Source organism: Bacillus sp. 05T21 (genome assembly GCF_056396785.1).
In genome coordinates, this window is record NZ_JBFTMD010000006.1 from 1 (window position 1) to 25,390 (window position 25,390).

Genomic DNA, 25,390 nt, shown 5'->3' on the forward strand with positions numbered 1-25,390 from the left:
GTCTGTACATCTTCAACATTTTCTCCACCTGTCAATAATCTCCTGTACTTAAAAGAGTGCCCTGTTAATACTGTTGTAATCATTTTGTATTGCCCTCCTTTTGTTTGATTACTTGTATCATAAAACAAGTATCTGAAGTTGATATGTAGCTTATCTAGAGTGTATGTAAATTTAAAAAATCTCTAATAAAATGTTTATGTTGTAACGTTACCATCAAAACTAGTGCTTCAAACACCCTGATTTGAAGAGACAGTAACCCATATTCTAGCTTGAATTCCCACTACAGTTCTATATTGAGTAAAACCAGTTGATCCCTATAATATAAAAAGAGCACCACTTTTTGGATGCTCTTCGTTATAACTATATATTATTTAATTTCCTTCTTTTGTTGGTACCATTTTTCCTTCTTGAGAACCTGTACCTTCTGTTCTTTCAACAGTTTTTGCATCTCCTTTAGGAGTTGCTGGCACTGCATCTTTAGGTACATCAAAGTTTTGTGAGAAAGACGTTGTTCCATCTGCACTCCGTGTAATTACTTGATTTGAACTATCTTCATTTGATTTTAAATTGTCCATTTTCGCATCATCTGCACCTACTGCACCCCCCGCTACCAATCCTGTACTTAAAAGTGCTCCTGCTAATAATGTTTTAATCATTTTTCATTACCTCCTTGTTTTGTTTGGAACTACATTTAGCATAAGACAAGAATCTATAGTTGATATGGACTGTATCTGGAGATTATGTAAAGAAAAATAGATGATCAGTTGTATATCCTAATGGATGCTTAGGCAAGATTGAAACTTAATATGAGTTTGATAATTGAGTTACCCTTCGTTTTTGGGTGTAAGGTTTTTGGCTGGGGTGAAGTGAGGAGCTAACCTTTTCTAATTTGAAACATTTACAACTAAATTTGCAATAAATTTCTCAATATAGATATACTTGTTATTTATAGTTTCAAAATTTAAAAATAAAGCGTGATAAAAATATGATGATTATTCCTTATGTTTACTCCTTGTACTAAAGATAAGATTGAATTCTCCGATCTTATCTTTTTTGTTTGTAGAAATTTAATGCAAAAAAACAGAATCCTTATAATAAGGATTCTGTAACAAGAAATGACAGATATATAGCAATAAAAAGAGTTACTTATATTATAATTTAAAAATGCAACAAAAACATTGAGAAAATTAAAAATAAATAGAATATTTTATATGTGTTTCTCATGCAATTTTTGTTCAAAATGCCAATGTTATTTAAGACTTTCTCCACAATAACTGAATTAATTATCTTTAAACTGCAATTCTTCCGTAGAACCTTTCAGCGCTGTCGTAGATGAAGTTCCACCCGTAATCACTTGTGCTACTTCGTCAAAGTAACCTGTTCCGACTTCTCGTTGATGACGCATAGCAGAATAACCATGCTCTTCTGCTGCAAATTCGGCCTGTTGTAATTCAGAATACGCTGCCATACCACGTTCTTTATAGCCGCGTGCTAATTCGAACATACTGTGGTTTAACGAATGGAATCCTGCAAGTGTTACAAATTGGAGTTTGTAACCATATGATGCCAGTTCTTTTTGAAAGTTTTCAATTGTTTTTTGACCTAATTTTTGTTTCCAATTAAACGACGGTGAACAGTTATATGCGAGTAACTTTCCTGGGTATCTCTTATGAATTGCTTCTGCAAAACGCTTCGCATCTTCTAAATTTGGTTCAGACGTTTCACACCAAATAAGATCTGCGTACGGTGCATATGCTAGGCCACGTGCAATTGCTTGATTGAGCCCCGCTTTTGTACGATAAAAACCTTCCGTTGTTCTTTCTCCTGTAATAAATTCTTGATCAATTGGATCAATGTCGCTCGTAATTAAATCTGCTGCATCTGCATCTGTTCTTGCCACGATTACTGTCGGCACGCCCATAACATCCGCAGCTAAACGAGCAGAAATTAAATTACGTACCGCCGTTTGTGTCGGTAATAATACTTTTCCACCTAAATGTCCGCATTTCTTTTCTGAAGACAACTGATCTTCAAAATGTACACCTGCTGCACCTGCTTCAATCATTCCTTTCATTAATTCAAATACGTTTAATTGCCCACCAAAACCAGCTTCTGCATCTGCAACAATTGGTACGAAATAATCTATATCACTGCCACCTTCCATATGCTGAATTTGATCAGCACGTTGCAACGTTTGATTGATTCTTTTTACAACAGAGGGCACACTATTCACTGGATATAAACTTTGGTCTGGATACATATGTCCAGATAAATTGGCATCAGCAGCTACTTGCCAACCACTTACACAAATTGCTTTTAAGCCTGCTTTCACTTGCTGCATTGCTTGATTTCCTGTTAATGCACCAAGCGCATTGATGTAGTCTTCTATATGAAGCGATTGCCAAAGTTTCTCTGCACCGTGGCGTGCTAGTGTATGTTCAATATCGATAGATCCTCGAAGACGAATAACATCTTCGGCACAATACGGGCGTTTTACCCCTTTCCAACGTTTATCTAACTCCCAATTTCCTTGTAATTGTTGAATTCTTTCGTTTTTCATTTCTTCCATCTCCTCGTATGTTATTTTTCAGTTATTCTTCCGAGTAACTATTGCACTAAATATTTTCTTGGCCGCCTGAGTATATTCCTGGATAATGAAGATAAGAATCAACGCTTTCTTTTATTTGTTCTTGGAAGAAAGATGCTAATATTTATTTTCCTGTTGAACAAATCCTATTTCTCTAGCTAATTTATCCAAGATATGTGATGACATATGTCGGGGGAATTTCTCAGTAAACAATTGTAGTTCATTTTGAATAAAAAGAGTCATAAAAAATGTTATGCTCTCTGTAGGAATATACAGAGAGCATAACATTTTTTCATTTTGGGGGAACAATGAGTTTCTTAACTTGATGGCAATGTGTTGATGTTAGAAAAACACTGAAATTTGCTATACTACAAAAATTACCCTTAGCAATACTTAATGCTTGGAATGTATCAAACTTTTTGCTTTTAAGTATAGAATCACTTTTCTTATACACTCACTCGCCGCAATAAAGCAAAAAATACCATTCGTTACTAAACCTAGCGCATACTGACTTGAACCTTTAAAAATATACGTTACAATAAAACGTAAAATAAATACAACAATCCATATACCTAAGGCGATATAAGAATTTTTAGCATAAACCTTCCCATTATTTTTATCGATTCGTATTATAGTTGTAGAACCACGCACAGCTCCTACAATTCCTCCAAGAGCAAGTAATACTACAAATAGACCTGTTTCTATTAATACGAGATCGTTAAATACATGAGTAAATGTATAGTATGCGATTAATACAGGAGCAATCCACATTCGTTGAACTTTCAATTCCCTTTCTTTTAGTTGAAGGAGAATTATAAGAATTAAAATAATAAGACCAGTTGTATTATCCATGCTATACTCTCTTTCTTTTTTATTATGATCTGTTTAATTTCAATTAGAAAAACACTATGTTAATTTAAAATTTTATTCTTTTTACTACATACAGCAGATATCACTTTACAATTTTTTTTCGAATTGCCATTACAGCTGCTTGTGTACGATCTGTTACATCTAGTTTTTGAAGAATATTGTGGATATGAGTTTTGACTGTCCCTTCGGAAACATAAAGGATTTTAGCTATTTCATGGTTTTGTTTTCCATAAGCTAATAATTGTAAAACATCAATCTCCCGCTTAGTTAGATTTTCCGTATATTCAAGTTCTTCGCCAGCTAAATTATAATCATTATTATCGAGTTTTATAAATTGTGTAAAAGCTTGATTTGCTGTCGTGCTATTATAAATCATTGCCCCTCTATTCATAGATCGAATACTATCTAGCATTTCCTCCGTTTCAGTATCTTTTAATATATAACCCACTGCACCAGCTCGAATACCATCTAAGACATATTGTTGTACATCAAATGTTGTTAATAGGACAACCTTTGTGTTTGGTAATATACTCATAATGTTTTTAGTAGCCAAAATGCCTGATAAATCAGGCATTTGAATGTCCATAATTACCATATCTGGTGCAGTTTCTAAAGCCACTTTAATTGCTTCCTTACCGTCTTTACATTCCCCTACTATCTCCATGTCATCTTGCATTTCAATAATATAGCATAGGCCTTTTCGAACAAATGGTTCATCATCAGCTAGCACAATACGGATCTTTTCTGTCATACTTCTCCTCCATTTTTCTGAATTGGAATAGTGGCTTCAACTCGAAGTCCTTTTGGTTCATTTAGAAAAAAGGAACAATTACCTCCAACTGATTTACAGCGTTTTATCATACCATTGAGTCCAAAGCCATATTTTAATGGCTTATCCCCTGTATATATACCATTATCATCAATTGTGAGTTTTACTACTCCGTCTATTTCTGTTACGTTTACAATAACAGAATCTGCATTAGAATGTCGTAAGACATTAGTTAAAGACTCTTGTAGAATGCGATACAGAATTGTACTTTCCTCCATCGTCCACTCTGTTATATTTCCAGCTTGAATGAACTCAATTTGTAATAAAGAATTCGCTTGAACCTGTGAAATCAATCCTTTTAATGAAGTAAGCCCGAGATCTTTTTCATCACTTGTCCATTCCTTAACAGCGACGCGGATTTCTTCCATTCCTTTTCGTGCCACCTTTAAAAGTTCTTCAACATGATCTTGGGCATCAGCAGGATTTTTCCTTAAGATAATCTTAAGAACCTGTAATTGAATAATAAGTGAGGTCATTTGATGTCCAAGTCCATCATGAATCTCTCTTGCTAATTTTGTTCTTTCCGTAAAAGCTGCATATCGCATAGAAAATACCGTTGTTTCTTGTAGTTCAGCATGTGCTTCGTCTAATTCTTTTAGTTGTTTTTGATTTTTTTGATATGCGTCTCTTAGCTTGGATGTACTTCGGATCGAGACATAGAGGCCGATAATAATTAATGTTTCTTGATAAGGAAACGTATTCGCATGTATAAATAGAATAATAACTATCCCCGTTATAGCAGCTAAAATTGACGTTACTCGTGTCCACCTTGGTTCTGCAGCGGCAAGAAAAACTATGAGTGGCCATAACGCATAATTTGGAAAATTCGGATGAGAAAAATATATTACACATGATATGCTTATTAATATACTCGTAAATAAAGCGTACTTCCTTGCATTCCACCAAGATTTTGGTGAATACAACATCCATAGATAAATTGTTACAAAAACGCTACAAACCCATATTGCAAAGGTACCATGAGGTGCGAAACCTTTATAAAAAAATACGCATATTAAGATGCTTCCTATCGCATTTCCTGCATGACTATCAATCATTTTTAAAAATACTTTTTCCATGTACTTATTCCCTCGCAACCTTACTGTTTAGTTTCTATATTTCTTGGCTATAGATGAACATCCATTTCTTGATTTAAAGGCTGGAAATTTACAACTCCCAATTATAATAGTTCATAGTCGAGTTAAATTCCTTTAATGCATATCATCTAAAATCTGAAATTAAAAGAATAATGAAGTAGTTATTATAGTGTGTTTGTTTTACCTACTTCATTAGACAAAAGAAGTTGTTTTTCTTAACCTATTTCTTTAATTTGCTTTTAGATTTTTTCTATATCTTTGTATCCTAATCACAATTCCAATAGTACGAATAACTACCATCGCAATTGTAAAAAATACGAAAGCAGGGGCTATAACATTAAAATCCAAGTGATTCGATACCATGAAATCTATAAATTGTTGTGGATACCAGTCTGTCGCTACATAAGCTAATACGACACGCCATCCAAGTCCAATAATCCATAAACATAAATAAGGAATACCAGCAGTTACGTACGCTTTATTGTCAGAACCATATTCTACTTTCACTGTAAAAAGCATTAGCCCTCCCATGATCATGCCGACCATTGTCATGATTATGAGTGCGGTCATATTTGAACCTGAGGTAGGTATTTCCTCGACGAATAAATAAATACTTATACCACAAAGAATAAATGGCAATACAGCCTTTGTGGTTGTAAATACTTTTCTTCCGATTTGTGTTAATAATACAATTGTTAAAAATGCACCAATCATTATCCAAGCTTGAGTATTCAAATTAAAACCCCCATAAAGTATAAATTTATTGTTTATTTGCTTACTTACTGGAGGATTGTAACATCCCTACTATTTTAGAACATCTATCTGAAAGATGATTTTTTTTGAATACCCTCTATCTATAGATAGAGTTTTTTATGATTCTTTTGTGAAAAAAGCCACTTGAATATATATAACTGGATATATGGGACAGCAGCGTATCTTCATCAACCGAAATATTTTAACCAAAAGCCAATTATTATTACGGTAGATACAACAACAGCACATGGAAAAATGTTATTTGCTATGTGAAAAATAGGAGTTTTGAATATGTTTTCTTATTAAAATTGTAACTAAATATTTTTATGAGATGAGATGATATGAGATTTAAACTTTTGACTATCCTTATACAAGAGATGCCTTTTTGGTAATATAAACAAGCTTTTTCGAATTGATTTTCCTTTTGATAACAGGTCGCTAAGTCAATATAAAATATGGATAATTGTTTATTATTATTTTCATTTTTGAAAAAGGGAATGGCTGTTTTTTTGAGAAATTTTTTAAAATTTATTTTGTCAAAATATAAATGATTTTGATAGGAAAATAAACAGTATAATTTAGGATATTTGTTTTTTGTAGTTCGTAACCCTCGATGTAACATCTTTTTAGCATCATTGATTTTTTCTTTATCAATAAGTGAAATCATAGTGGGGTTCGGCCGAGATAGGTGTAAAAATAGGTCGTAGCGATACATTTTTTCCTAGATGTTATTTTTCGGAGATATTTGTAACATAAACGTTCATTTTTGTTACGTTTTGTATTTAAAAATACGAAACTTCCTAACTGTTGAACTGGCTGTAACAAAATACTGTATCAAAAATAATTCATAACATTATTGATTTCAAACCTTTTTGTTATAATAAAATATGGTTATTGGAAATAAAATACAGGATATGACCCGAAATTACATGTATCTCGGTCGAACCCCTACAAAAGTCATTCGAGATAATTATGACGATGTCCTTCGATTGGCACATTCCATTCGCGAAGGAACATCATCAGCTTCCCTTGTCATGAGCAAAATGAGCTCTTACTCCCGGCAAAACAGTCTTGCAACAGCACTAAGAGAGATGGGACGTATTGAAAAAACACTGTTTATCCTAGACTATATTTCTAGCGAAACTTTACGCCGGCGGATTCAAAGGGGTTGAATAAAGGAGAAGCTATGAATGCATTAGCACGCGCAATTTTTTTCGGGAAACACGGTGAACTTCGAGAACGGGCACTACAAGACCAATTACAGCGCGCCAGTGCATTAAATCTAATTATCAATGCACTCAGTATCTGGAATACTATGTATCTATCTCAAGCTATTGAACATATGAAAAAGATTGGAAAACATCGAGAAGAGTTGCTTCCTCATATCTCACCTCTTGGTTGGGAGCATATTAATTTTCTAGGTGAGTACAACTTTACTGTCAGCAATTATCATTCGTTCCGTCCTTTAAGAACATAAAAAGACCCTGATTTCCTGCTTAGTGTAAGGAAATCAGGGTCTTTTTTCTCAAAAAATGTCTTAGCGTATAATATCCACGTTTTGACGTCAGGACCCCCTAACAGGGGGAGAGTCACATCGCTATTAAGCTAAGAAAATACAGCTATCCCCAGAACGAGATTTTGTGCTAATTTGTAATAAAAAAGCTCATTTTTTCGTTTTGGGGCTGATTTGTTTTCTTAAGTTGATGGGCATGTGGCAATGGCCCATATAACAACAATTAGTTAAATTAATATTTTATTCGTTGTTTTATTTCTTTAAAACGATCATGTATTAATTTCTTGATATCCGGGTGATCTTTATATAAGGTAACGGTATACATGATGGAAGATGCAAGAATAGTAGACCATATTAACCAATCTCCAGCATGAGAAAGAACTTTAATTATTTCACTCGTAAACTGTTCCTGTCCCGCTTGAAATGTCGATACGAGCGAGTTAAGATTGAACAACAATAAAATAACAATCCTGCCCAAAAGCATAATAATCCATCCGATAATATACGTATAGCCTCCAACACTACATAATTGATTATTATGATGAAAAACTTTCACCCTCTTAGCTTGCCAATAACCAACTATCGCTCCTAATATAAGCAAGCTAATTAATTCAATTGTAATAATATAGTCCAATCTATTTGGAAGACCCATATAAGTTCTGATTATAGCCATGATTGGTATACCAAGAAGATCGAAGCTATCTACTTTCTTCGGGATAAGCTGCCTAATAATCAATACAATAACGACTACAAGAATAATAATGAAAACTTTATTCATGCGATTAATCCCTCTTTTTTTCTTTTAAATAATACTCAATAAGTTGATTTACTTTTTCTTCTGGATATGATTCTGGTGTTTGAAGGACATGAATTACTAGCCCATCAATAAATCCGTACAGTATCTCTAATTCAAATTCTCTATTGTGACCTGGTGTGACGTATCCTAGATCCCTCATTAAATCTAGAATTATTCCCATAAGATACCTCGTATGGTCATCCATTTTCTTCCGAAGTTCAATAAGTTCTGGAGAACTAAAGGATATACCCAGAAATGTAATCCAAACCTTCCCTTCCAACATTTCTTCTTTATTAGAAGGAATAATAAATTTCATTAATCTTCTAAGTGCTTCTTCTTTCGTTCCCTTAAATTCACTTGTACGAGTGTTTGCCCGTTCTTCCATTCGATTCAATACTAAATTCATTGCATAATGAATTAATTCATTTTTAGACGAAAAATGATGCTGAACAAGTCCAACCGAAATGTTTGCCTCGTCAGCGATTTGCTGTATAGAAGCTTTATCAATACCTTTTTCTAATATTACACGCCAAGTAGCAGTGGCTATCTGATTCTTCCTTTGTATTTGATCAACAATTTTAGGCACTCATATCCTCCTCCCTTTTTATAATATGATCATATTATTTTAGGTTTCACATTGCTCTCAAGCTAACAAAACAAAATTCCCCTATAATAAAAAATACGGTATTCCTACCGTATCCTCTAAAAAAAGAAACAGCATCTACTAGCATTTTTGAAAAAACGTTAGGTAAAATTAAGAACATACAGTAGCTGGCTTTATTTTTAATATCATTCTTATTCCCCTTACAATCGTTCCAAAAAGATAGTAACTTTCCACAAGAAGACTCTTACTGTCGACGTTCAAAAGCAAGACGTACAGCAAGACCTGTCAAGACGCTTGCCATAAGCCAACGCTGCACTCGCAGCCACGTTGGGCGTGTGCCAAACCATTTGGCATCTCTACTTGCTGTAAATACAATTAGGAGGTTGACTATAAAGCTAACCGTTATTTGTGTAAAGCCCAGAACTGCACCCTGTAGAAGCAACGATCCTTTCTCAGGATCTTCAAATTGAGGTAGAAGTGACACATACAAAATAGCAATCTTAGGATTCAGCAGATTCGTCATAAGTCCCATTAAAAATAATTTCCGTGGCGGCTCAATAGCAATAGTACGAGGTTCCATAATAGATGTAGCACCAGGCTTAATCGAATTCCATGCGAGCCAGAGTAAGTAAGCAGCACCTGCCCACTTAACTGCTTCATAGATAGCGGGAACAGCAAGGAAAAGGGCTGTAAGTCCGAACATTGTTGCGATTATATAGATTATGAAGCCAAGCATGATACCCAAAAGAGAAATAAATCCTGCCATACGCCCCTGCGTAATCGAGCGAGAAATGAGATAAATCATGTTAGGCCCAGGTGAACAAACCATGCTAAGTGAAACAATTGCAAAAGCTAGCACAGTACTAAAGCTGACCATGAATCTTCCCCCTTTATCTTACATAAATTTCTTATCGTTTATTTTATCAGAACGTAGTGTGTAGCAGACTGTAAATATTATTTACTTATGTAAAAAAAGGCTAACAATTCAAGATCGTTAGCCTTAATCGCGCCTTTTAAAAAATAACTCAATATGACAAATGAATGATTCTTCAACTTACACTATATTCTCCTTTTATCACAAAAAACGAACCTCGAATTGTTCCAGCAAGTTTAGACTTCTGTCTAGCAAACTTAAACTTCTCTACTAACTTCGTTGGTATCTCCATTCCCTCAGAAAGCTTAAATCCAACAGCCCGCTTCTTTGGGTTATCCAGCGTATACATGACGTTGACTGCAAGACCATCCTCATAGAAGACATAGGCAAATTTAATATTTTCCACTTGAAAACACGATGTTTCTAAAGGTTTTGCCGCAAACTCAATATCACGTTCTTCTTTCAAAATGCGGTTCACATAATCAAGAGTCTTCTCGCTTTCACTAGCTGGTACAACCGTAAATTCATGCTTGTATTTATTCATAAAGTAACGTGCTTCATGGGCACGTAAACCAGCAAGTGCTTCTGCTACAGGTGAAGACTCCATGCCAGCTGTAGTTACGTTTTTAAAATCAACGATATCGGACAATTCCATCTCTCCTTTTAACACTTTACTTCCTAACAACTGGAATCCATATTTCACCAAATACTAAGCCGTTTCGCTGCCCCATCTCAACTGTTGTATTTGGCCCACCAACATAGGAAAAATCTTTTTCTTCTGCTAATGCTTGACCAAATGCAATACCAGTAAGCTTATTACTTAGCTCCTCAGCTGTATTGCCTTCACCTTTAACTACTAGGTATTCTCCCCTCGGAAACTGGATAACTCTAGATTCTTCTTGTATCGTTGCCTCTGTCATGACACCAGCGTAATACATCATCTTGTTATTCACCGCTTCACTCACAGAAAAAATGTAATCATTTGTAGCTAAAGCTTTTAAAGTGTCCAACCTTCCATCTTGTTCGACGGCCAGCCAAAAGTCTGCCTTTTCCTTGTTTATGCCCGCAAAGTCTGTATAGTGGCTCTTAAGTTCAGTTCCAATACCTAACACGATAAAGCTATCTTTTTCTTCTATTGTATAATTTTTCATATTTAAAACCTTCCTCACTTTTAAATTAATCAAACGATTTATCTTTTCACTTGATGAGTTTATAATATCTTTAAATCATGTCAAAAAATGATACTGTTTAGGAGACCAACATGAAAAAAGTTGAACGGATTAATACGATCATGCGGTACATTAACAACCGCTCCCACTTTACAATTTCTGAAATCATACGAGAATTTAACATCTCACGATCGACAGCTATTAGAGACATTAGAGAAATTGAAGCCATGGGGATGCCGCTCGTCGCTGAAGTTGGCAGGGATGGAGGATATTTTGTCATGCATAACTCTATCCTGCCCGTTGTTCGCTTTACTGATAATGAGGTCAAAGCTCTTTTTATTGCCTTTATGGCCACAAGAAATCAACAACTTCCCTATCTAAAGAGTCGTCAGTCTTTAGCCGAAAAATTACTAGGACTCATCTCAGAAATCCAGCAGGATGACCTTGTTCTTTTAAATCAAATCTTGCTTTTTGAAGGGACTAACCCTCATAATCCTGACCTACTTGAGCTTTCCGACCTCCCCCACCCTATGTTAGAAAAACTCATCCAAATCCTTCTTTTGGATAGCCATTTATTGATTACCGTAAAAGAAGAGGAGGAAACCAAGTCTTATCCAATTTATCTACTACACCTTTATCAAGAAAAAAGCCATTGGATAATTGAAGGCTTTGACATAAAAGAAGAACAAAAGAAGATGTTTCTTGTCGATCATCTCATTAATGTCGAACCCTATACGACGAAAAATAGATTAAGTAAGAAAAAAATTTCAGAAAAACTAAGTAAGAAGGACGAAGCAATCAACCTTGTACTTGAACTTGGTCCAAAAGCGATTACCCAGTTCAAAAAATACCATCCTATAAAAATTTCTATTTCCTATACAAATCCTTACCAATCCACAGCCATTCTAAAAACTTTTATCAATGTTAACAATCTCGATGAATTGATAGAAATAACAAATTGGCTACTTTTCCTAGGTAAAGATATCAAAATCAGGGAAGTTCCTGAAGAAGTGTTAGAAGGTTTAAAAGAGAGATTATGCTTATACTGCCCATAAGCAGTGGCCAGTTAAACCCAAAATAATATTGAGTTTGACTAGATGCCAGTTACCTCTATTTAAATACCTAGTAAAAACATTTTATTCTCTACCGCTACTTTAAACGCTCTTCTAAGAATAACGCCAACACAAAAAAAGACATGAACTAATCTTTGTTCATGTCTTTTTATATTAGAGTTTAACCCTCATAAAACAGCTTGTTTAAAATTCGAATATGGACGTATCTTATCCATAATCTCTTTCATTTTTTTCATATCCCACTATTTTAGCACTTGAACTAACAATAGCGAATTAGAATAATGACTTAATACTTGCTAGGACAGTAAGTATACCTACAACAATAACAAATACATTGCTCATTTTCCCTTTGTATTTAGCTAGTACTGGTACTTTACTAATCGCATACATCGGTAATAGACATAAGATAGCAGCAACTAATGGACCGCTCAGAGAATCAATAATTCCAAGAATACTTGGATTTGTATAAGCGACAAACCAGCATGTTAATACAACAAAAGTAAGGATCATTGTCTTAATTGTTTTTTCTTCAATAACTTTTCCACGTGTTTTACCGAACTTCATAATCACGTCACGCATTACCTCAAATGCTCCTATATAATGGCCAAGGAAAGACTTTGTAATAGCCACAAAAGCAATGATTGGAGCTGCAATAGTGATTACTGGTGAATTAAGCTCATTAGCAAGATATGAAAGGATTGATAAGTTTTGCTCTTTTGCCATTTTTAAATCCTCTGGAGTCAAACTCAGTGTACTACTCCAAACGAAGAACATAACTACAACGAATGTCATGATATAACAAACTTTTTGTATTTGTGCACATTTAGCATCAGTAGCTTCTATTCCATACGTAGCCTTCTGTTTCACAACAAATGATGAAATCATAGGTGAATGATTAAATGAGAATACGATGATTGGTAAAATCATTAATATCGTTCCAAAATATCCTGTTCCTGTTGAAGCAGTAGAAACACTTGAAAAGCTAAGCATTGACGTATTCCACTGTGGAATTAAAGATATTGCGATGAAAAGTAGAGAAGCTATGAAAGGATATACGAGCATACTCATGATTTTCACAGTAATATCTTGACCAAAATTTAGTATAGCAATAAGGCCGAGCACTAATACAAGAGATAAAATGGCCCTTGGAGGCTCCGGCATGTGCAATTGATGCACGATAAAACTACTTGCGGTATTTGTAAGCGCAACCGAATACATCAATACGATTGTATAAATTGAGCCGAAATATACGATGTTAAAAATGATACTTGCCTTATTTCCGAAATACTCTCTTATTGTGCCTGTAATCCCCTCATCAGCAGAATTAGAAGTGTAAATCATTTTAGCAAGTGCCCTATGTGAGTAATACATAACTGGATATGCAAGCAATGTAATTAGTAGTAATGATAATAAACCACCTGAACCTGCATTAATCGGTAAAAAGAGCACCCCTGCTCCAATTGCTGTTCCAAAAAGGCTCAATGCCCAGGTAGTATCTTGTTTATGCCACTTTTTAGGATCTAGATATTTCTCATTTTTCACTGCAGTATTTTCAGCTTGAAATTCTATTTTTTTTGCAGTATTCCCATTCATATAATAAATCCCCCTTGTATCCTATTTTTACGTCTCTTTTTAGGCTTAAGAATATAGACCATTCTTAAAAAATGAACCGCTTACTTGATGCACCATATTGTAAACGATTCCACCTAAAGCTGTCTCTCTTAATGTGCGAGGCATTTATCCTCCAACCCTATACTTCCATTGATGATATTGTTTACACCAGCTAATACGATGTCCACTGCTACTAAACTATTTTGAAGAAATCCCCCTTCTGGTCACACACCTTTCTGTAATTAATCGTTTCAGTCTGTCCAATTTTAAAATGTTTGATATTTTCTTCGTAGGTAATCGGTTACCTCTCGACGCCCTCATTATAACGTTTATATTTGCGAGTCTAATATTTTTTTATTTTTAGAAAGACAGAATAAACAGAATTATGAATAGATAATAAATTACAATTGGTATGTATCAATTGTGTCTATTTTTTGAAGCTGTATTAGTTAATAGAAAAATAAACATAATACAGAGTTCCTTTCGTTAACACATTGATTATATTAGGAACTCGTTATAAAGATACTTATATTTCCCTTTGCTTTCACATCTTATCTTTGACATGAAGCTGTTGTAATAAATAATACACATTGATGTAAAGGAATAAATTTAGAAAACATAAAATTATTTTCACGAATTTTTATTACATATAACGAATTAATATTCATTTTTCAGAAAAGAAGAACTTTTCCGAAGGAGCCTACGCACCTTATATAATGGTTATCATGTTAAGCCTGTTAAAAGAATTACACCATAAGTTTCCATTTACTATATGTAATATTTATTAAGTGTAGTTTTTTCTAAATATGCATAATTACATATTTAGAAAAGGAGAGTATACTTTCGAATTGTGTAGTAAAGATATAGCCCACCTACGGAAATAGGTGGGCTTTTCATGTATAAAAATTGCATTTATTATATGGCAATTAGAATTGAGGTCAAAATATTATCTCTTCCCTTTTAACTCTCTCAGTCTGCTTTTTCTCAACGTCTGATCCTACTTACGTACCAACTACGCAACCAGTAAAAATACCAACAACTATAGCATTAACTAAGATTGATGTGATTTTAATCCACTTTTCCAAACATATATATTATTTCAGAAGATTTAGTTGCAATAGAACACGGAACTGATGGTTTTACCCTAACTGACGTTTAAATGCTTTACCAGCGAAGAAGTAAGCGATAACCATAATGCCAACGCACCAAGCAAGTGCAATCCAAATATCGTTGCCAACAGTCCCTTCATATAAGAGGGCACGAATCGCATTCACGATTGAAGTCACAGGCTGGTTTTCAGCGAACGCACGAACAATTTTTGGCATAGTTTCGGTAGGAACAAAGGCCGAACTAATAAAGGGCAGAAAAATTAGTGGGTACGAGTAGGCTGTCGCCCCTTCCATAGACTTCGCTGTCAACCCAGGAATGATAGCCAACCATGTCAGCGCCAGCGTAAACATCCCGAGTATTCCAGCTACCGCGAGCCAATCCAGAATATTAGCACTGGAACGGAAGCCCATTAAGAGCGCAACAAGGATAACCACCACGATAGTAAGCACATTAGCAACAAGTGATGTTAATACGTGAGCCCATAATACCGACGAACGCTTGATAGGCATAGTAATGAAACGTGCCATCAGCCCGCTCTTTACATCCGTAAACAACCGTACGGAAGTGTAAGCGACACCGGATGCGATAGCCATCAGCAAGATTCCCGGCAATAAATAATTGACGTAGTTATCCGTTCCTGTCTTTATGGCGCCGCCAAATACGTAGACAAACAACAGCATCATCATAATCGGCGTAATCGCTACCGTAATAATTGTATCCGGACTGCGCATAATGTTGCGCATTAAACGCCCTAATAATACCCCTGTTTTGCTCTTCATTTACATCTCCTCCTTTTTGCCAATGATCGCAAGGAAAATTTCTTCCAATGTCGGCTGCTTCTCGATATACTCCACTTTTGTTGGCGGGAACATCTCTTTAAGTTCTGTAAGAGTACCAGTCGTAATAATTTTTCCACCATGCAAGATAGCGATACGGTCCGCCAGTTGTTCGGCTTCCTCCAAGTACTGAGTTGTCAGCAAGATGGTTGTGCCTCCGCCGGCAAGTTCCTTGACGGTATCCCACACTTCAATCCGCGCTTCGGGGTCAAGCCCTGTCGTCGGTTCATCGAGAAAAATGACTGCTGGCGTCCCAATCAAACTCATCGCGATGTCAAGCCTGCGCTTCATCCCACCTGAGTACTGGTCTGCCCTCTGGTTGGCTGCATCAGTCAGGCTGAATCTTGCAAGCAAATTGTCAGCGACTTGAGCGGGACTAGAAACTTCACGCAACTTGGCAATCATTATCAAGTTTTCTCTCCCCGTGAGCATACCGTCTAAAGCTGCGAACTGCCCTGTCAGACTGATACTTTGACGAACATGATCCGGTTGACGCTGAACGTCAAAACCACAAATACCTACTTCGCCGCCATCTTGCTTCATCAGCGTCGAGAGGATACTGACTATCGTCGTCTTGCCCGCTCCATTTGAGCCCAGCAGCGCGAAAATTTCGCCACGCTGCACTTCAAAATCCACCCCTTTTAACACTTCCTTATCTTTAAAGGATTTTTTTAACCCTTTTACAGAAATCGCTGTGTTGCTCATGCTTTTTTCCTCCTTGAAAAATGTTTTGTAAAGTTAGACTGCCTGCACTCCTCTATTTAGTATTACTGATAATCTGTATTACTTAGTACTGGTTTAAAAATATAACTGAATAGCGATGGTGGCAATTCACATTTGTAACCAGCTAATCAGTCGGTATTACCTGTTGCATTTATTTTTTTCTCAATTGCTTCATGATACTTTCGTTCAAATCTTCACGATACTTGGAAACATAAGTTTTAGCATTTGCCACTAGTTCGTCAGCAAAGGATGCCACGTCCTCCCCAGTTATTTCTAGCACTTGTCTGCCTTCCGCCGCACCGGCTTCAAACAAATCGATTAGTTCATACTGTATGTGTAGCATATCCATCCCGTTACCAGCTGAGAAATTCCACATGTAGTTTTGAATTTTCTTAAACACAAACTGATAGTCCTCTGGCAGAGCTCCAACCCGTGCCATCATCATTTTGTACTCTTTTTTATCACCAATTAATTTTTTGAACATTTCCAACATATTATTTTTCCTCCTTTTTTATAAAGCAGAACAAGAAACTCCCAAAATATCGGCCGAATATTTAATCTTATGAGGCTAGTTTGACTTCAAGACGTTAATTTTTGATGATACAAAATCCCATTTTCTCCAAAACAATTCAAGCTCCTGACGGCCATCCTCATTTAGTGAATAAAACTTGCGAGGCGGCCCCATGTCTGACGGTTTCTTTTCAATATTCACAAGTTTTTTCTTCTCTAATCGCACAAGGATGGTATAGACCGTTCCTTCCACGACTTCAGTAAACCCAAGATCATTAAGGTGGCGGGTAATCTCATAGCCATAAGTTTCACGGCGGCTAATGATTTCCAGAACACATCCTTCCAACGAACCTTTCAGCATTTCAGTTAAATTTTCCATATTCTTATCCTCCTTTACCCCCTATTCTGTCTGACTTATATTCAGTATCACAGAGTACTAAGGCTGATTTTTACTGAATAGCTTTTGAGAAGCCTCACTATTCAGTATTACTTATTACAACTACATTGTATGACTATGTAGATAGAATGTCAACTCGATTTTTAAATTTTTTCTTAAATCCGCTATTATCTATTGGATACTGCCTATTTTTTTCTTAAGAAATCTCACCACATACCTATCCAGCTAAGAAAAGGAAATACCCAAAACAAAAATTCCGCATTTTTATTTTGGGCGTTTTAATATTCCGAAGTTAATGAATGTGGATAGCTTTCCTTATTAAAAAGACGGATCATTTTTTTGTTCTTCTACTAATGCACCTATGCATCTAATACATGAGCTTGCGAATACATACAAACTCTTTATAAAGTCAACTCTACATATAGGACATCCTTTTTGTTACGATAACATCATATTCATGTCTTCTGCTGCGGTTGTAATTAGTTTTAAACCGAATGTTTCTTGTAATACATCAAGCACACCAGGCGAAATAAATTCAGGTGCCTTTGGACCAATACGAATATCTTGAATACCAAGACTAAATAGCCCCAGTAAAATGGCAACCGCTTTTTGTTCGAACCATGATAGAACAATACTCACTGGCAATTCATTCACTTCACATTGAAAAGCATCAGCTAAAGCGGCCGCTATTTTCACTGTCGAAATTGAATTATTACATTGTCCTAAGTCAATGTAACGCGGAATCTCCGTACCAGGTACAACCCCATAATTCACATCATTAAAGCGGAATTTTCCACAAGAAGTTGTTAAAATAACCGTTTCTGGCGGAAGTGACGTTGCTAATTCACGATAATATTCCCCGCCTTTTCCTGGTGCATCACAACCTGCAATGACAAAGAAACGCTTTATTTTCCCTTCCTTTACTGCCTCAATAATTTCTGGAGCTAACGATAATACGGTATTATGATGAAACCCTGTTACTAACTGTTCATCCGACTCCATATGTACTTCTGGAAGTTCTAGCGCTTTTTGAATCACTGGTGTAAAATCGTCATTTTCAATTTTTTGTACGCCCTCTAAGCCTGCAATATCATATGAAAAGAATCGATCAGAGTATGACCCTTTAATTGGCATAACACAGTTCGTTGTCGCTAATATGGCACCTGTAAATTTTTCGAAAAGACGTCGTTGATCATACCATGCCTTACCAATATTTCCTTTTAAATGCTTATATTTTTTCAGCTGCGGATAACCGTGTGCTGGTAACATTTCAGAATGCGTATAAATATTAATTTCTTTTCCTTCTGTTTGCTTTAATAACTCTTCTAATGCAAATAAATTATGACCAGTAACTACAATTGCCTTACCTTCTACATGGTTTTGTGTAATTTGAACAGGCTCCGGAACACCAAAGTGATTCGTATGTGCCTCATCTAATAACTCCATTACTCGTAAAGCCGATTTCCCTACTTTCATAGCCATATCAATATGTTCTTGTTCATTAAAGTTAGAATTTGTTAATGTCATATATAGCGCTTCTTGAGTTGTAGCATCTACAAATGCATCTGTATACCCTAGCTGCGCAGCATGTGTACGATAAGCCGCTATTCCTTTTAATCCAAACACAATCGTATCTTGTAAACTTGCAATTGTTTCATTCTTACCACAAACACCCATCACTTTACATCCGCCTGTTGGCGTTTGTTCACATTGATAACAAAACATATCATCCCACCCTCTCCCAATCATTCCTTACAAATCAAGCATAATACCCATTAGGAAAAAAGGATGTGATATGAATCACAATAATATATATAAATTTGTGACAGTTCATATTGTTGACATAATATTTTTATTGGCGCTAAAAAACGGACACCTTTGTTAATACTTTCAAATAGCTAGATGATTGATTTAGAGAACTATTAGCAACTAATAAGCATACAAAAACGCTATTCTTTCTATCATTCAACAGAAAGAATAGCGTTTTTTCATTTTGAAGAACTATCAATTTTTTGATTAAAGATTTTATAGGAAACCTCTTTATTTACAATACATTTACACCATCTTAACATTTTTTACATTATTTATATGATATATTTATATAAAAACTACTTAAGAAATTTCATGTACATCGTTATCTTTATAATCTCTTAACTGATTGATAAGAGATTATGTTACATTTTCATACCAGGGGTGAATTAGGATGACTGAAACTTTAAAGACACTTATAATGCTTGATGTTACTTACGTTGTTATAGCAATTATGACGGTACTGGTATTTGTATACTTGGAATTAAAATCTCAGTAACTTATGCAGGCATAATTGATAGCTTCGCATTTAAATATAGTTAGAAGAAAGCGAGGAGAAAATTATTTCTCCTCGCTTTTATATTCCCACAGTTTCTTATTTCAACAAATCCAATGTATGTAAAAGTAATCCTCTGTCCCCTACTTCTCCATGACCAGGCACTACTAAGTTCATATTTCCATATCGGTTCAACACATTCTCAATCGATGTGGACCATTCATTTACATATGCATCAGCAACATTCCCTAAATCTTTAGCTTCCGCAGATTTCACTAAACAGCCTCCAGCTAAAATGTTGTATTGCGGTAACCATACGACAATATTATCTTCTGTATGCCCTTTCCCTGGATAGAACGTTTCTACTTTTATATTTCCAAACTTCATATTCGTAATTGTTTGTAAGTCTCCAAGTGGCTCTTCATATCCATTTTTCTTTGCTAGTTCCGCAGTTAATGCTGTACTATGCGCTTTAATGCCTCTTTCTTTCAACGTTTTAATTCCGCCAATTCGATCAGCATGCGCATGTGTAATAATAACATCCGTTACGCGCTTCTTAAATTTCTTTTCTACCATCTCTATTAGTTCCTTCGTTAACTTATCATCCCAAGAAGAATCGACAAGTACTAACCCATTAGAAGTAGTAAGAACTAGACCACTCGAAGGAACTGCTACTCCATTAAAATAACCTAGCTCAGTATGAACCCATACATTTTTATTTAACTGAGAAATTGAAATAGTTCCTGTCTCATTCTTTATTACTTTTTGCTCTAGCTTTTGTTCCGCTTTCACAGAAGAAATTGTGCTAACAAATTGAGTTGTTCCTAGCAAACTAACACATACCCCTAATTTTAATAATGTATTCTTTTTCATTTTCTCCACCCTTTCTTTCAAACTAAATAGTTATTACCTATATTAGACAGTTCATCTCAAATGTTTGTTCCATCTTTTTTTACATATTTTTCATACCATTAATAAAAAGCGCACAAAATTTTGTGCGCTTTTTAACTTTCCTTTTACCATTCACGTTTTTTATTAATCATCATTTTTTCTTCGAATGCCTTCTCTAAATCAATTTCTAACTTGTTTGCTAAATCACATACATTCCAAATTACATCAAACATTTCTAAACCAATCTCTCTTTTCGAATCTTGTATTTTATCACGCCTTAATATAACTTCCGCTAATTCACCTAATTCTGCCATCGCATACATCGTACGCTCTTCAATTGTTGTATCTTGAAATCCTTTTTCTTTACTGAAACTCGATACATATTGCTGGAATTCCGAAATATTCATATGTAATCTCCCTTCATCGTAAATATCTCATTTTTAATAAACTTAAAATCAAAAATGTATTTTGTTAAATTATAACATTCATACTATAATTTATTTATAGTCCATTAACGGAGGTGTTCTCAATGACTCTCTTCGCTTCTCCATCATTATTCATACTAGCAATCATTTCATTTGCATTAGCTTATTTCATCGGAGTAAAACAATACACTTGGCTCTTATCAGGATTCAATGAACGCCGTGTGTCAGATAAAGTTAAGTTATCGAAGATAGTTGGTCTTTATAATTTAACCGCTGGTGTTATCGCCACAATTGGTAGTGTCTTCACTACCCCTAATGCAAAAATCGTATTTCCTATCATTATAATTGGACACTTTATAATAGCTGCTTATGTAAATACACGTATGGTGCAGTGAAAAAAGATCACCCAAATGGATGACCTTTTTATAACTTATCAACATATTGCTTCGCTTCTAGTATTGAAAAACCAAATGCTTCTCTTACTCTCTTAACTGCCGTAACTGTTTTTCCTTCTTCCATAAGCTGCCGCAACTCTTTATTAATTTCGGGTTCTCTATCTATAATTCCCATTTCTTTCGTAATTAGCTGTAATCTATCTTCCATCCGCTTTAAACACGCATCCGTTTTCTTTTCGATTTTATTTAATTTTTCAACGATATAAATAAGCCCAAAGACCGCTATCGGTATGATCATCCAAAATTCCATGACTATTCCTCCTCACTAGCTTTCATATGTTTTATTTAAGTAACTTATGTAAATTTTACCACAGGACACATTTAATGTATAATAGTAATATACAACACTGTTGATAAAGTGAAACTTTAATCAGTGGGAGTTTTACTGCCCGTTAATGCGGGATAAAACCTTTTATTTTAGGGGGACACTTTATGAAAAGATTTTTTAAGACGTTACTACAATTTGTAGTTCTTTCAATTGCACTACATTTGTTATTTGATATCGTTGGCTGGCTTGTTTTCAATGCTCCTTTTGAAAACAAAGGAGCACTTATTTCCTACATATCAACTCTATGGCTAATGTATATGTATAGAGATAAATTACTTCAATTTATAATGCGAATTTCTGTAAAATAACAGAGGGCACTTCATCAAAAATGATGAGGTGTTTTCTTTTTATTCTCTTTCCCTGTATTAAAAACTAACTTTTACTTCCATTTACATCACCTTTCATAGATTAACAATGTATAATAAAATCAATATTCTGTTTTTAAAAGAAAGGAGTCACTATGAACTTAAAAAGTAACAATATATATGAGAAAATGAACCAATATTCTGTTTCAGGGTTAAGCTTTGCCATTATACGTGACGGTAAACTTGATGAAGCCACTGCTTTCGGAACACTTGAATCTGGAACAACTAGAACTGTCACTACGGATTCCATATTCAATTCTTGTTCTATTAGCAAATTCATCACTTCAATGCTTGTACTAACGTTATCAGATCAAGGAATCGTACATTTAGATGAAGACGTAAATGATAGGCTCACATCTTGGAACATCCCTACCAATCTATTTACTTCACAGAAAAAAGTCACGCTGCGAAACTTATTAAGTCACCAATCTGGAATCATTGATCCTCCCAATAGTTTTGAACATTATACACTTGCACAAGGAATACCTAAAATCCCTGAACTTCTTGCTGGTAAAACATTATATTGCCCAGTACCTATAGAAGTAACTTATGCACCAGAAAGCCAATTCCACTACTCTGACGCAAATTTTTGTATTATCGAACAACTACTTGAAGATATTACTGGAAAATCGTTCAACCTTTTACTTGAAGAATTTATTTTTCAGCCACTACAAATGAAAAATAGCACACTCTTCTCTCCCGAAGACATAGATAAAACCGATACTTTTGCTTGCGGGCATAATAAAAATGGAACTGTAACAAATGAGAAGTATCCATTTTATCCATTCGCAGCAGCTTCAGGCGTTTGGACAACACCAACTGACTTATCAACTTTAGTACTCGGACTCATTCATTCCTTAAAAGGAAATAGCAAACTGGAACTTTCTCAAAAAACAGTACAAGATATGTTTTCTCCTCAAGGATGCACCAAATGGACTGGGTTAGGTCTTTTTCTAGAGTATTCTAATGAAGACTTACAAATTCATTCACTTGGCTGGGGTGTTGGATTTCAATGTATGATGGTATGTAATCCATACCGAGGTAATGGCGCTGTTATTATGACGAACTCGGATTTAGGTGTTCATCAAAAGGATGGGATTATTGGTGAGATTTTAAAAATGTTATCCTTATAATTAACGAAGTAAAACAAAGAAAGAAGCTGATTCTCCCAGCTTCTTTCTTTATATAACATTTTTCACCACAATTTTAATATGTTCTGGTGCGATAATTTCAGTTATACTTTCTTGGAAATCTTCATGCAGCAGTTCTTCAATATGCTCTAACTGCACTTCGACATGTGTGCATTCTAAATTATGTATGTTTAATAGTGCATAATGATCTTTCTTCTTAATTACTAAATATTGATTTTCTTCTGTTATGAGTACAGAACCTAATCGTATTCCTAGTAGACGTTGATCATCAAACTTCACAATCTGTTCCCCTTCCCAACTGTGAATGTAATTACTATACAAAAAAGATATTTTAAGGAAATCAATCTTATATAGACTATATCATACTTTACTAAAATATAAAGTGAAACTTTAATCAGAGGGACTTTTGTCCCTCTGATTATTAGCCCTCACCAATCGGGCTTTTACGGGCAGTTGATCTCTCACCTAACTTCCTCGCATATGCCGAATTTTGAGGTGGGGATCTTACTGTCCGTTAATGCGGGATAAATATCATATTTTCTTTCAATAGAAATCCCCGTTTTTTTATATATTTCGATACAAAAAACTTTCTCAACAAAAAAATATAATTTTCAGTTTTTTATTCCATGAAAATCTATTATACTAAAGCTAATAAACGTTTGAAATGTTTGACCTCTCCTAATTCATGTACATATGGATGATCAGTAGCTGTTGCTACTGATCTATTTTTTTGCTACACAATATATCTCCAAAATATAAAAGAGTAGTTCTTTATTTTATTCGCCAAGTCCTTAACTCAACTTTCCAATCTAATAAAGGATTTTTTAGTACTTCTAATCCTAAACCCGTTCCTCATAAAATATTATTCTATTTATAAACATCCGCCGCCAATTCCCGCAAAACATCCACATTCATCACTTCAAAGCATCCATTGTTTTTCTGTATTATCCCTTTATCACAAAAGGTATTTAATGTTCGTAATAAATGCCGATAACTCGTTCCTAACAATTCAGCTGTTTCCGTTAAATTCCCACTAAATACAATTCTATTTCCATGCTGAGCCGCTCGTTCCCCTGCTGCTAACATGTAACTCGCAAGTCTATTTTCAAGTGGATATAGTAAATTAATTGTACTATTTTTTGAAAGACGATTTAATTTATGTGCTAACGATCCGCAAATACATCGTAAAAATTTCGCATCATGAAATAATTGGTTTCTCACTTTTCCTAAAGGTAGGCCAACACAATACGAGTCTGCCATGACTTGTACGTTTGAAGCAGTTTTTTGAGAGTGAATTACTTCTACATCCCCCAGTAACTGTAAACTATCATAAAAACATAATAATACAGATTTCCCGTTACTTAATGTATTAAACGCTTTCGCTTTTCCTTCAACAAAAAAATATAAATAATCTATCTCTTCATTTTCTCTACAAATAAACTCATTCTTTTTAAAAAATATAAGTTCCATATACGGTTTCATATCACTACTAAAAAATGAATCGATATCATTTTGTTTCATATACTCTGCTAATTTATTAGAATTACATACTTTCTTCATAGTTCCCCCGCCTTTACAACTATCCCCATTGTAATTAAAATTTTCTTCTTCCACTATGACATATGTCATAGTAATAGACAATTTCAGCATGATACAGTCATTACAAATATGAAATATAAAGGGGATATTACATTGTATAACTTTTTTTCTGTCTTTATTGGCGTGCTTATCGCCATTATGCTTCCTTTGAACGGGATTTTATCTGAGTTAATTGGCAAGTATACAGCAAGCGTTGTCATTCACCTTGTCGGTTTAATTGCAGTTATTTTCGTTTTAATCATAAACAAAAATAAAATCCGCTTCGATAAAGGTATTCCACTTTTTTTATATAGCGCTGGGGCAATTGGAGTATTCACTGTTCTTTTTAATAATATAAGTTTCTCTGCTCTTGGTGCCTCTATTACGATTGCATTAAGCTTACTTGGTCAATCCATCGCTTCCATAGTTATTGATCATTTCGGTTTATTAGGAATGAAAGTTTCGAAGTTTGATAAGAAAAAATTAATTGGATTATTATTCATCTCTTCTGGAATTATAGTCATGACAATTTATTAATGGAGG

26 protein-coding genes and 4 pseudogenes are annotated in these 25,390 nt (G+C 34.8%); 6 read left to right on the top strand and 24 right to left on the bottom strand.

Translation table 11 applies throughout. From position 1 onward, the window contains the following. The 7 genes and pseudogenes from AC1DKZ_RS13665 to AC1DKZ_RS13695 form a co-directional block, all read right to left on the bottom strand. Window positions 1-128: pseudogene (locus tag AC1DKZ_RS13665) on the bottom strand (histidine kinase); the annotation flags it as partial. Between the two features lie 249 nt (window positions 129-377). Continuing rightward, window positions 378-656: pseudogene (locus AC1DKZ_RS13670) on the bottom strand (hypothetical protein); the annotation flags it as partial. Between the two features lie 623 nt (window positions 657-1,279). Then, window positions 1,280-2,560: an isocitrate lyase gene (gene aceA, locus AC1DKZ_RS13675; RefSeq protein WP_476996440.1), complete on the bottom strand. Its 1,281-nt coding sequence runs from the start codon at window positions 2,558-2,560 to the stop codon at window positions 1,280-1,282. A 420-nt stretch (window positions 2,561-2,980) separates the two neighbouring features. Further along, the gene (locus AC1DKZ_RS13680) at window positions 2,981-3,439 is read right to left on the bottom strand and encodes a CcdC protein domain-containing protein (protein WP_476996441.1); all 459 of its coding nucleotides are present in this window, start codon (window positions 3,437-3,439) and stop codon (window positions 2,981-2,983) included. Window positions 3,440-3,539: 100 nt separating this feature from the next. After that, complete coding sequence (locus AC1DKZ_RS13685) at window positions 3,540-4,208, bottom strand: response regulator (RefSeq protein WP_476996442.1); 669 nt, start codon at window positions 4,206-4,208, stop codon at window positions 3,540-3,542. Next, the gene (locus AC1DKZ_RS13690) at window positions 4,205-5,362 is read right to left on the bottom strand and encodes a sensor histidine kinase (protein ID WP_476996443.1); all 1,158 of its coding nucleotides are present in this window, start codon (window positions 5,360-5,362) and stop codon (window positions 4,205-4,207) included. The genes AC1DKZ_RS13685 and AC1DKZ_RS13690 overlap by 4 nt, the downstream gene beginning before the upstream one ends. Window positions 5,363-5,608: 246 nt before the next feature. Then, window positions 5,609-6,115, bottom strand: a complete 507-nt coding sequence (locus AC1DKZ_RS13695) for a hypothetical protein (protein WP_242310317.1) — start codon at window positions 6,113-6,115, stop codon at window positions 5,609-5,611. 956 nt (window positions 6,116-7,071) lie between these two features. Between AC1DKZ_RS13695 and AC1DKZ_RS13700 the strand changes: the two are divergent. Then, window positions 7,072-7,610: pseudogene (locus AC1DKZ_RS13700) on the top strand (Tn3 family transposase); the annotation flags it as partial. A gap of 268 nt (window positions 7,611-7,878) precedes the next feature. Here AC1DKZ_RS13700 and AC1DKZ_RS13705 read toward each other — a convergent pair. The 5 genes from AC1DKZ_RS13705 to AC1DKZ_RS13725 form a co-directional block, all read right to left on the bottom strand. Next, window positions 7,879-8,424, bottom strand: a complete 546-nt coding sequence (locus AC1DKZ_RS13705) for a hypothetical protein (protein ID WP_002137530.1) — start codon at window positions 8,422-8,424, stop codon at window positions 7,879-7,881. Between the two features lie 4 nt (window positions 8,425-8,428). After that, the gene (locus AC1DKZ_RS13710) at window positions 8,429-9,028 is read right to left on the bottom strand and encodes a TetR/AcrR family transcriptional regulator (RefSeq protein ID WP_002066410.1); all 600 of its coding nucleotides are present in this window, start codon (window positions 9,026-9,028) and stop codon (window positions 8,429-8,431) included. Between the two features lie 262 nt (window positions 9,029-9,290). Beyond that, entirely contained in the window at window positions 9,291-9,923 is a 633-nt protein-coding gene (locus AC1DKZ_RS13715) for a LysE family translocator (protein ID WP_476996444.1), read from the bottom strand. Between the two features lie 172 nt (window positions 9,924-10,095). After that, a complete protein-coding gene (locus AC1DKZ_RS13720) occupies window positions 10,096-10,605 on the bottom strand; it encodes a phage tail protein (protein ID WP_476996540.1) in 510 nt (169 codons plus the stop codon). Further along, window positions 10,592-11,071 (bottom strand): GyrI-like domain-containing protein, encoded by a 480-nt coding sequence (locus AC1DKZ_RS13725; protein ID WP_088293827.1) that lies wholly within the window; start codon window positions 11,069-11,071, stop codon window positions 10,592-10,594. The genes AC1DKZ_RS13720 and AC1DKZ_RS13725 overlap by 14 nt, the downstream gene beginning before the upstream one ends. A 110-nt stretch (window positions 11,072-11,181) precedes the next feature. Between AC1DKZ_RS13725 and AC1DKZ_RS13730 the strand changes: the two genes are divergently transcribed. Next, the gene (locus tag AC1DKZ_RS13730) at window positions 11,182-12,144 is read left to right on the top strand and encodes a helix-turn-helix transcriptional regulator (protein WP_326997228.1); all 963 of its coding nucleotides are present in this window, start codon (window positions 11,182-11,184) and stop codon (window positions 12,142-12,144) included. 291 nt (window positions 12,145-12,435) lie between these two features. Here AC1DKZ_RS13730 and AC1DKZ_RS13735 read toward each other — a convergent pair whose 3' ends face one another. The 9 genes and pseudogenes from AC1DKZ_RS13735 to AC1DKZ_RS13775 all read right to left on the bottom strand — a co-directional run bounded on the left by AC1DKZ_RS13735 (window position 12,436) and on the right by AC1DKZ_RS13775 (window position 20,952). After that, a complete protein-coding gene (locus AC1DKZ_RS13735; RefSeq protein WP_016100936.1) occupies window positions 12,436-13,755 on the bottom strand; it encodes an aromatic amino acid transport family protein in 1,320 nt (439 codons plus the stop codon). 907 nt (window positions 13,756-14,662) lie between these two features. Further along, window positions 14,663-14,858: pseudogene (locus AC1DKZ_RS13740) on the bottom strand (PRK06770 family protein); the annotation flags it as partial. 54 nt (window positions 14,859-14,912) lie between these two features. Continuing rightward, window positions 14,913-15,662 (bottom strand): ABC transporter permease, encoded by a 750-nt coding sequence (locus tag AC1DKZ_RS13745; protein WP_002014105.1) that lies wholly within the window; start codon window positions 15,660-15,662, stop codon window positions 14,913-14,915. After that, a complete protein-coding gene (locus AC1DKZ_RS13750; protein ID WP_476996445.1) occupies window positions 15,663-16,424 on the bottom strand; it encodes an ABC transporter ATP-binding protein in 762 nt (253 codons plus the stop codon). Window positions 16,425-16,593: 169 nt separating this feature from the next. Then, entirely contained in the window at window positions 16,594-16,935 is a 342-nt protein-coding gene (locus AC1DKZ_RS13755; protein ID WP_002014108.1) for a DUF1048 domain-containing protein, read from the bottom strand. A 75-nt stretch (window positions 16,936-17,010) separates the two neighbouring features. Next, the gene (locus AC1DKZ_RS13760; RefSeq protein WP_002087595.1) at window positions 17,011-17,331 is read right to left on the bottom strand and encodes a PadR family transcriptional regulator; all 321 of its coding nucleotides are present in this window, start codon (window positions 17,329-17,331) and stop codon (window positions 17,011-17,013) included. A gap of 456 nt (window positions 17,332-17,787) precedes the next feature. Then, a complete protein-coding gene (gene hcp / locus AC1DKZ_RS13765; RefSeq protein ID WP_002087596.1) occupies window positions 17,788-19,074 on the bottom strand; it encodes a hydroxylamine reductase in 1,287 nt (428 codons plus the stop codon). A gap of 679 nt (window positions 19,075-19,753) precedes the next feature. Then, a complete protein-coding gene (gene bla2, locus AC1DKZ_RS13770; RefSeq protein WP_002137546.1) occupies window positions 19,754-20,527 on the bottom strand; it encodes a BcII family subclass B1 metallo-beta-lactamase in 774 nt (257 codons plus the stop codon). Window positions 20,528-20,670: 143 nt separating this feature from the next. Further along, window positions 20,671-20,952, bottom strand: coding sequence for a MazG nucleotide pyrophosphohydrolase domain-containing protein (locus AC1DKZ_RS13775; protein WP_219303217.1), 282 nt, complete (start codon window positions 20,950-20,952; stop codon window positions 20,671-20,673). Between the two features lie 122 nt (window positions 20,953-21,074). Between AC1DKZ_RS13775 and AC1DKZ_RS13780 the strand changes: the two genes are divergently transcribed. Then, on the top strand, window positions 21,075-21,365 hold the full coding sequence (locus AC1DKZ_RS13780; protein ID WP_476996446.1) for a DUF3784 domain-containing protein: 291 nt from the start codon (window positions 21,075-21,077) through the stop codon (window positions 21,363-21,365). Window positions 21,366-21,393: 28 nt separating this feature from the next. Here AC1DKZ_RS13780 and AC1DKZ_RS13785 read toward each other — a convergent pair whose 3' ends face one another. Next, window positions 21,394-21,675 carry a hypothetical protein gene (locus AC1DKZ_RS13785; RefSeq protein WP_404444270.1) on the bottom strand — a complete coding sequence of 94 codons (282 nt, stop codon included), beginning with the start codon at window positions 21,673-21,675 and terminating at the stop codon, window positions 21,394-21,396. A 182-nt stretch (window positions 21,676-21,857) separates the two neighbouring features. On the opposite strand from AC1DKZ_RS13785, the gene AC1DKZ_RS13790 reads away from it, so the two are divergent. Both AC1DKZ_RS13790 and AC1DKZ_RS13795 read left to right on the top strand, forming a co-directional pair. After that, window positions 21,858-22,061 (top strand): hypothetical protein, encoded by a 204-nt coding sequence (locus AC1DKZ_RS13790; protein WP_431183177.1) that lies wholly within the window; start codon window positions 21,858-21,860, stop codon window positions 22,059-22,061. Between the two features lie 152 nt (window positions 22,062-22,213). Continuing rightward, complete coding sequence (locus tag AC1DKZ_RS13795; protein WP_476996447.1) at window positions 22,214-23,251, top strand: serine hydrolase domain-containing protein; 1,038 nt, start codon at window positions 22,214-22,216, stop codon at window positions 23,249-23,251. 48 nt (window positions 23,252-23,299) lie between these two features. On the opposite strand, the gene AC1DKZ_RS13800 is transcribed toward AC1DKZ_RS13795, so the two are convergent. Both AC1DKZ_RS13800 and yeiL read right to left on the bottom strand, forming a co-directional pair. Beyond that, window positions 23,300-23,548 (bottom strand): hypothetical protein, encoded by a 249-nt coding sequence (locus tag AC1DKZ_RS13800; protein ID WP_002087603.1) that lies wholly within the window; start codon window positions 23,546-23,548, stop codon window positions 23,300-23,302. A 588-nt stretch (window positions 23,549-24,136) separates the two neighbouring features. Beyond that, window positions 24,137-24,829 carry a transcriptional regulator YeiL gene (gene yeiL, locus AC1DKZ_RS13805; RefSeq protein ID WP_476996448.1) on the bottom strand — a complete coding sequence of 231 codons (693 nt, stop codon included), beginning with the start codon at window positions 24,827-24,829 and terminating at the stop codon, window positions 24,137-24,139. A gap of 108 nt (window positions 24,830-24,937) precedes the next feature. Here yeiL and AC1DKZ_RS13810 point away from each other — a divergent pair, with 108 nt between their 5' ends. Further along, window positions 24,938-25,384, top strand: coding sequence for a DMT family transporter (locus AC1DKZ_RS13810; protein WP_476996449.1), 447 nt, complete (start codon window positions 24,938-24,940; stop codon window positions 25,382-25,384). The last annotated feature ends 6 nt before the right edge of the window (window positions 25,385-25,390 follow it).

Coding starts and splice junctions, on each gene's coding strand:
- bla2 (WP_002137546.1), bottom strand. CDS start 20,527: ATGAAAAAGAATACATTATTAAAATTAGGGGTATGTGTTAGTTTGCTA.
- AC1DKZ_RS13795 (WP_476996447.1), top strand. CDS start 22,214: ATGAACTTAAAAAGTAACAATATATATGAGAAAATGAACCAATATTCT.
- AC1DKZ_RS13685 (WP_476996442.1), bottom strand. CDS start 4,208: ATGACAGAAAAGATCCGTATTGTGCTAGCTGATGATGAACCATTTGTT.
- aceA (WP_476996440.1), bottom strand. CDS start 2,560: ATGAAAAACGAAAGAATTCAACAATTACAAGGAAATTGGGAGTTAGAT.
- AC1DKZ_RS13790 (WP_431183177.1), top strand. CDS start 21,858: ATGAAAAGATTTTTTAAGACGTTACTACAATTTGTAGTTCTTTCAATT.
- AC1DKZ_RS13750 (WP_476996445.1), bottom strand. CDS start 16,424: ATGAGCAACACAGCGATTTCTGTAAAAGGGTTAAAAAAATCCTTTAAA.
- hcp (WP_002087596.1), bottom strand. CDS start 19,074: ATGTTTTGTTATCAATGTGAACAAACGCCAACAGGCGGATGTAAAGTG.
- AC1DKZ_RS13690 (WP_476996443.1), bottom strand. CDS start 5,362: ATGGAAAAAGTATTTTTAAAAATGATTGATAGTCATGCAGGAAATGCG.
- AC1DKZ_RS13775 (WP_219303217.1), bottom strand. CDS start 20,952: ATGAATATTTCGGAATTCCAGCAATATGTATCGAGTTTCAGTAAAGAA.
- AC1DKZ_RS13730 (WP_326997228.1), top strand. CDS start 11,182: ATGAAAAAAGTTGAACGGATTAATACGATCATGCGGTACATTAACAAC.
- AC1DKZ_RS13680 (WP_476996441.1), bottom strand. CDS start 3,439: ATGGATAATACAACTGGTCTTATTATTTTAATTCTTATAATTCTCCTT.
- AC1DKZ_RS13745 (WP_002014105.1), bottom strand. CDS start 15,662: ATGAAGAGCAAAACAGGGGTATTATTAGGGCGTTTAATGCGCAACATT.
- yeiL (WP_476996448.1), bottom strand. CDS start 24,829: ATGAAGAAAGTATGTAATTCTAATAAATTAGCAGAGTATATGAAACAA.
- AC1DKZ_RS13755 (WP_002014108.1), bottom strand. CDS start 16,935: ATGTTGGAAATGTTCAAAAAATTAATTGGTGATAAAAAAGAGTACAAA.
- AC1DKZ_RS13810 (WP_476996449.1), top strand. CDS start 24,938: ATGAAATATAAAGGGGATATTACATTGTATAACTTTTTTTCTGTCTTT.
- AC1DKZ_RS13785 (WP_404444270.1), bottom strand. CDS start 21,675: ATGGAATTTTGGATGATCATACCGATAGCGGTCTTTGGGCTTATTTAT.
- AC1DKZ_RS13735 (WP_016100936.1), bottom strand. CDS start 13,755: ATGAATGGGAATACTGCAAAAAAAATAGAATTTCAAGCTGAAAATACT.
- AC1DKZ_RS13760 (WP_002087595.1), bottom strand. CDS start 17,331: ATGGAAAATTTAACTGAAATGCTGAAAGGTTCGTTGGAAGGATGTGTT.
- AC1DKZ_RS13780 (WP_476996446.1), top strand. CDS start 21,075: ATGACTCTCTTCGCTTCTCCATCATTATTCATACTAGCAATCATTTCA.
- AC1DKZ_RS13725 (WP_088293827.1), bottom strand. CDS start 11,071: ATGAAAAATTATACAATAGAAGAAAAAGATAGCTTTATCGTGTTAGGT.
- AC1DKZ_RS13705 (WP_002137530.1), bottom strand. CDS start 8,424: ATGAATAAAGTTTTCATTATTATTCTTGTAGTCGTTATTGTATTGATT.
- AC1DKZ_RS13715 (WP_476996444.1), bottom strand. CDS start 9,923: ATGGTCAGCTTTAGTACTGTGCTAGCTTTTGCAATTGTTTCACTTAGC.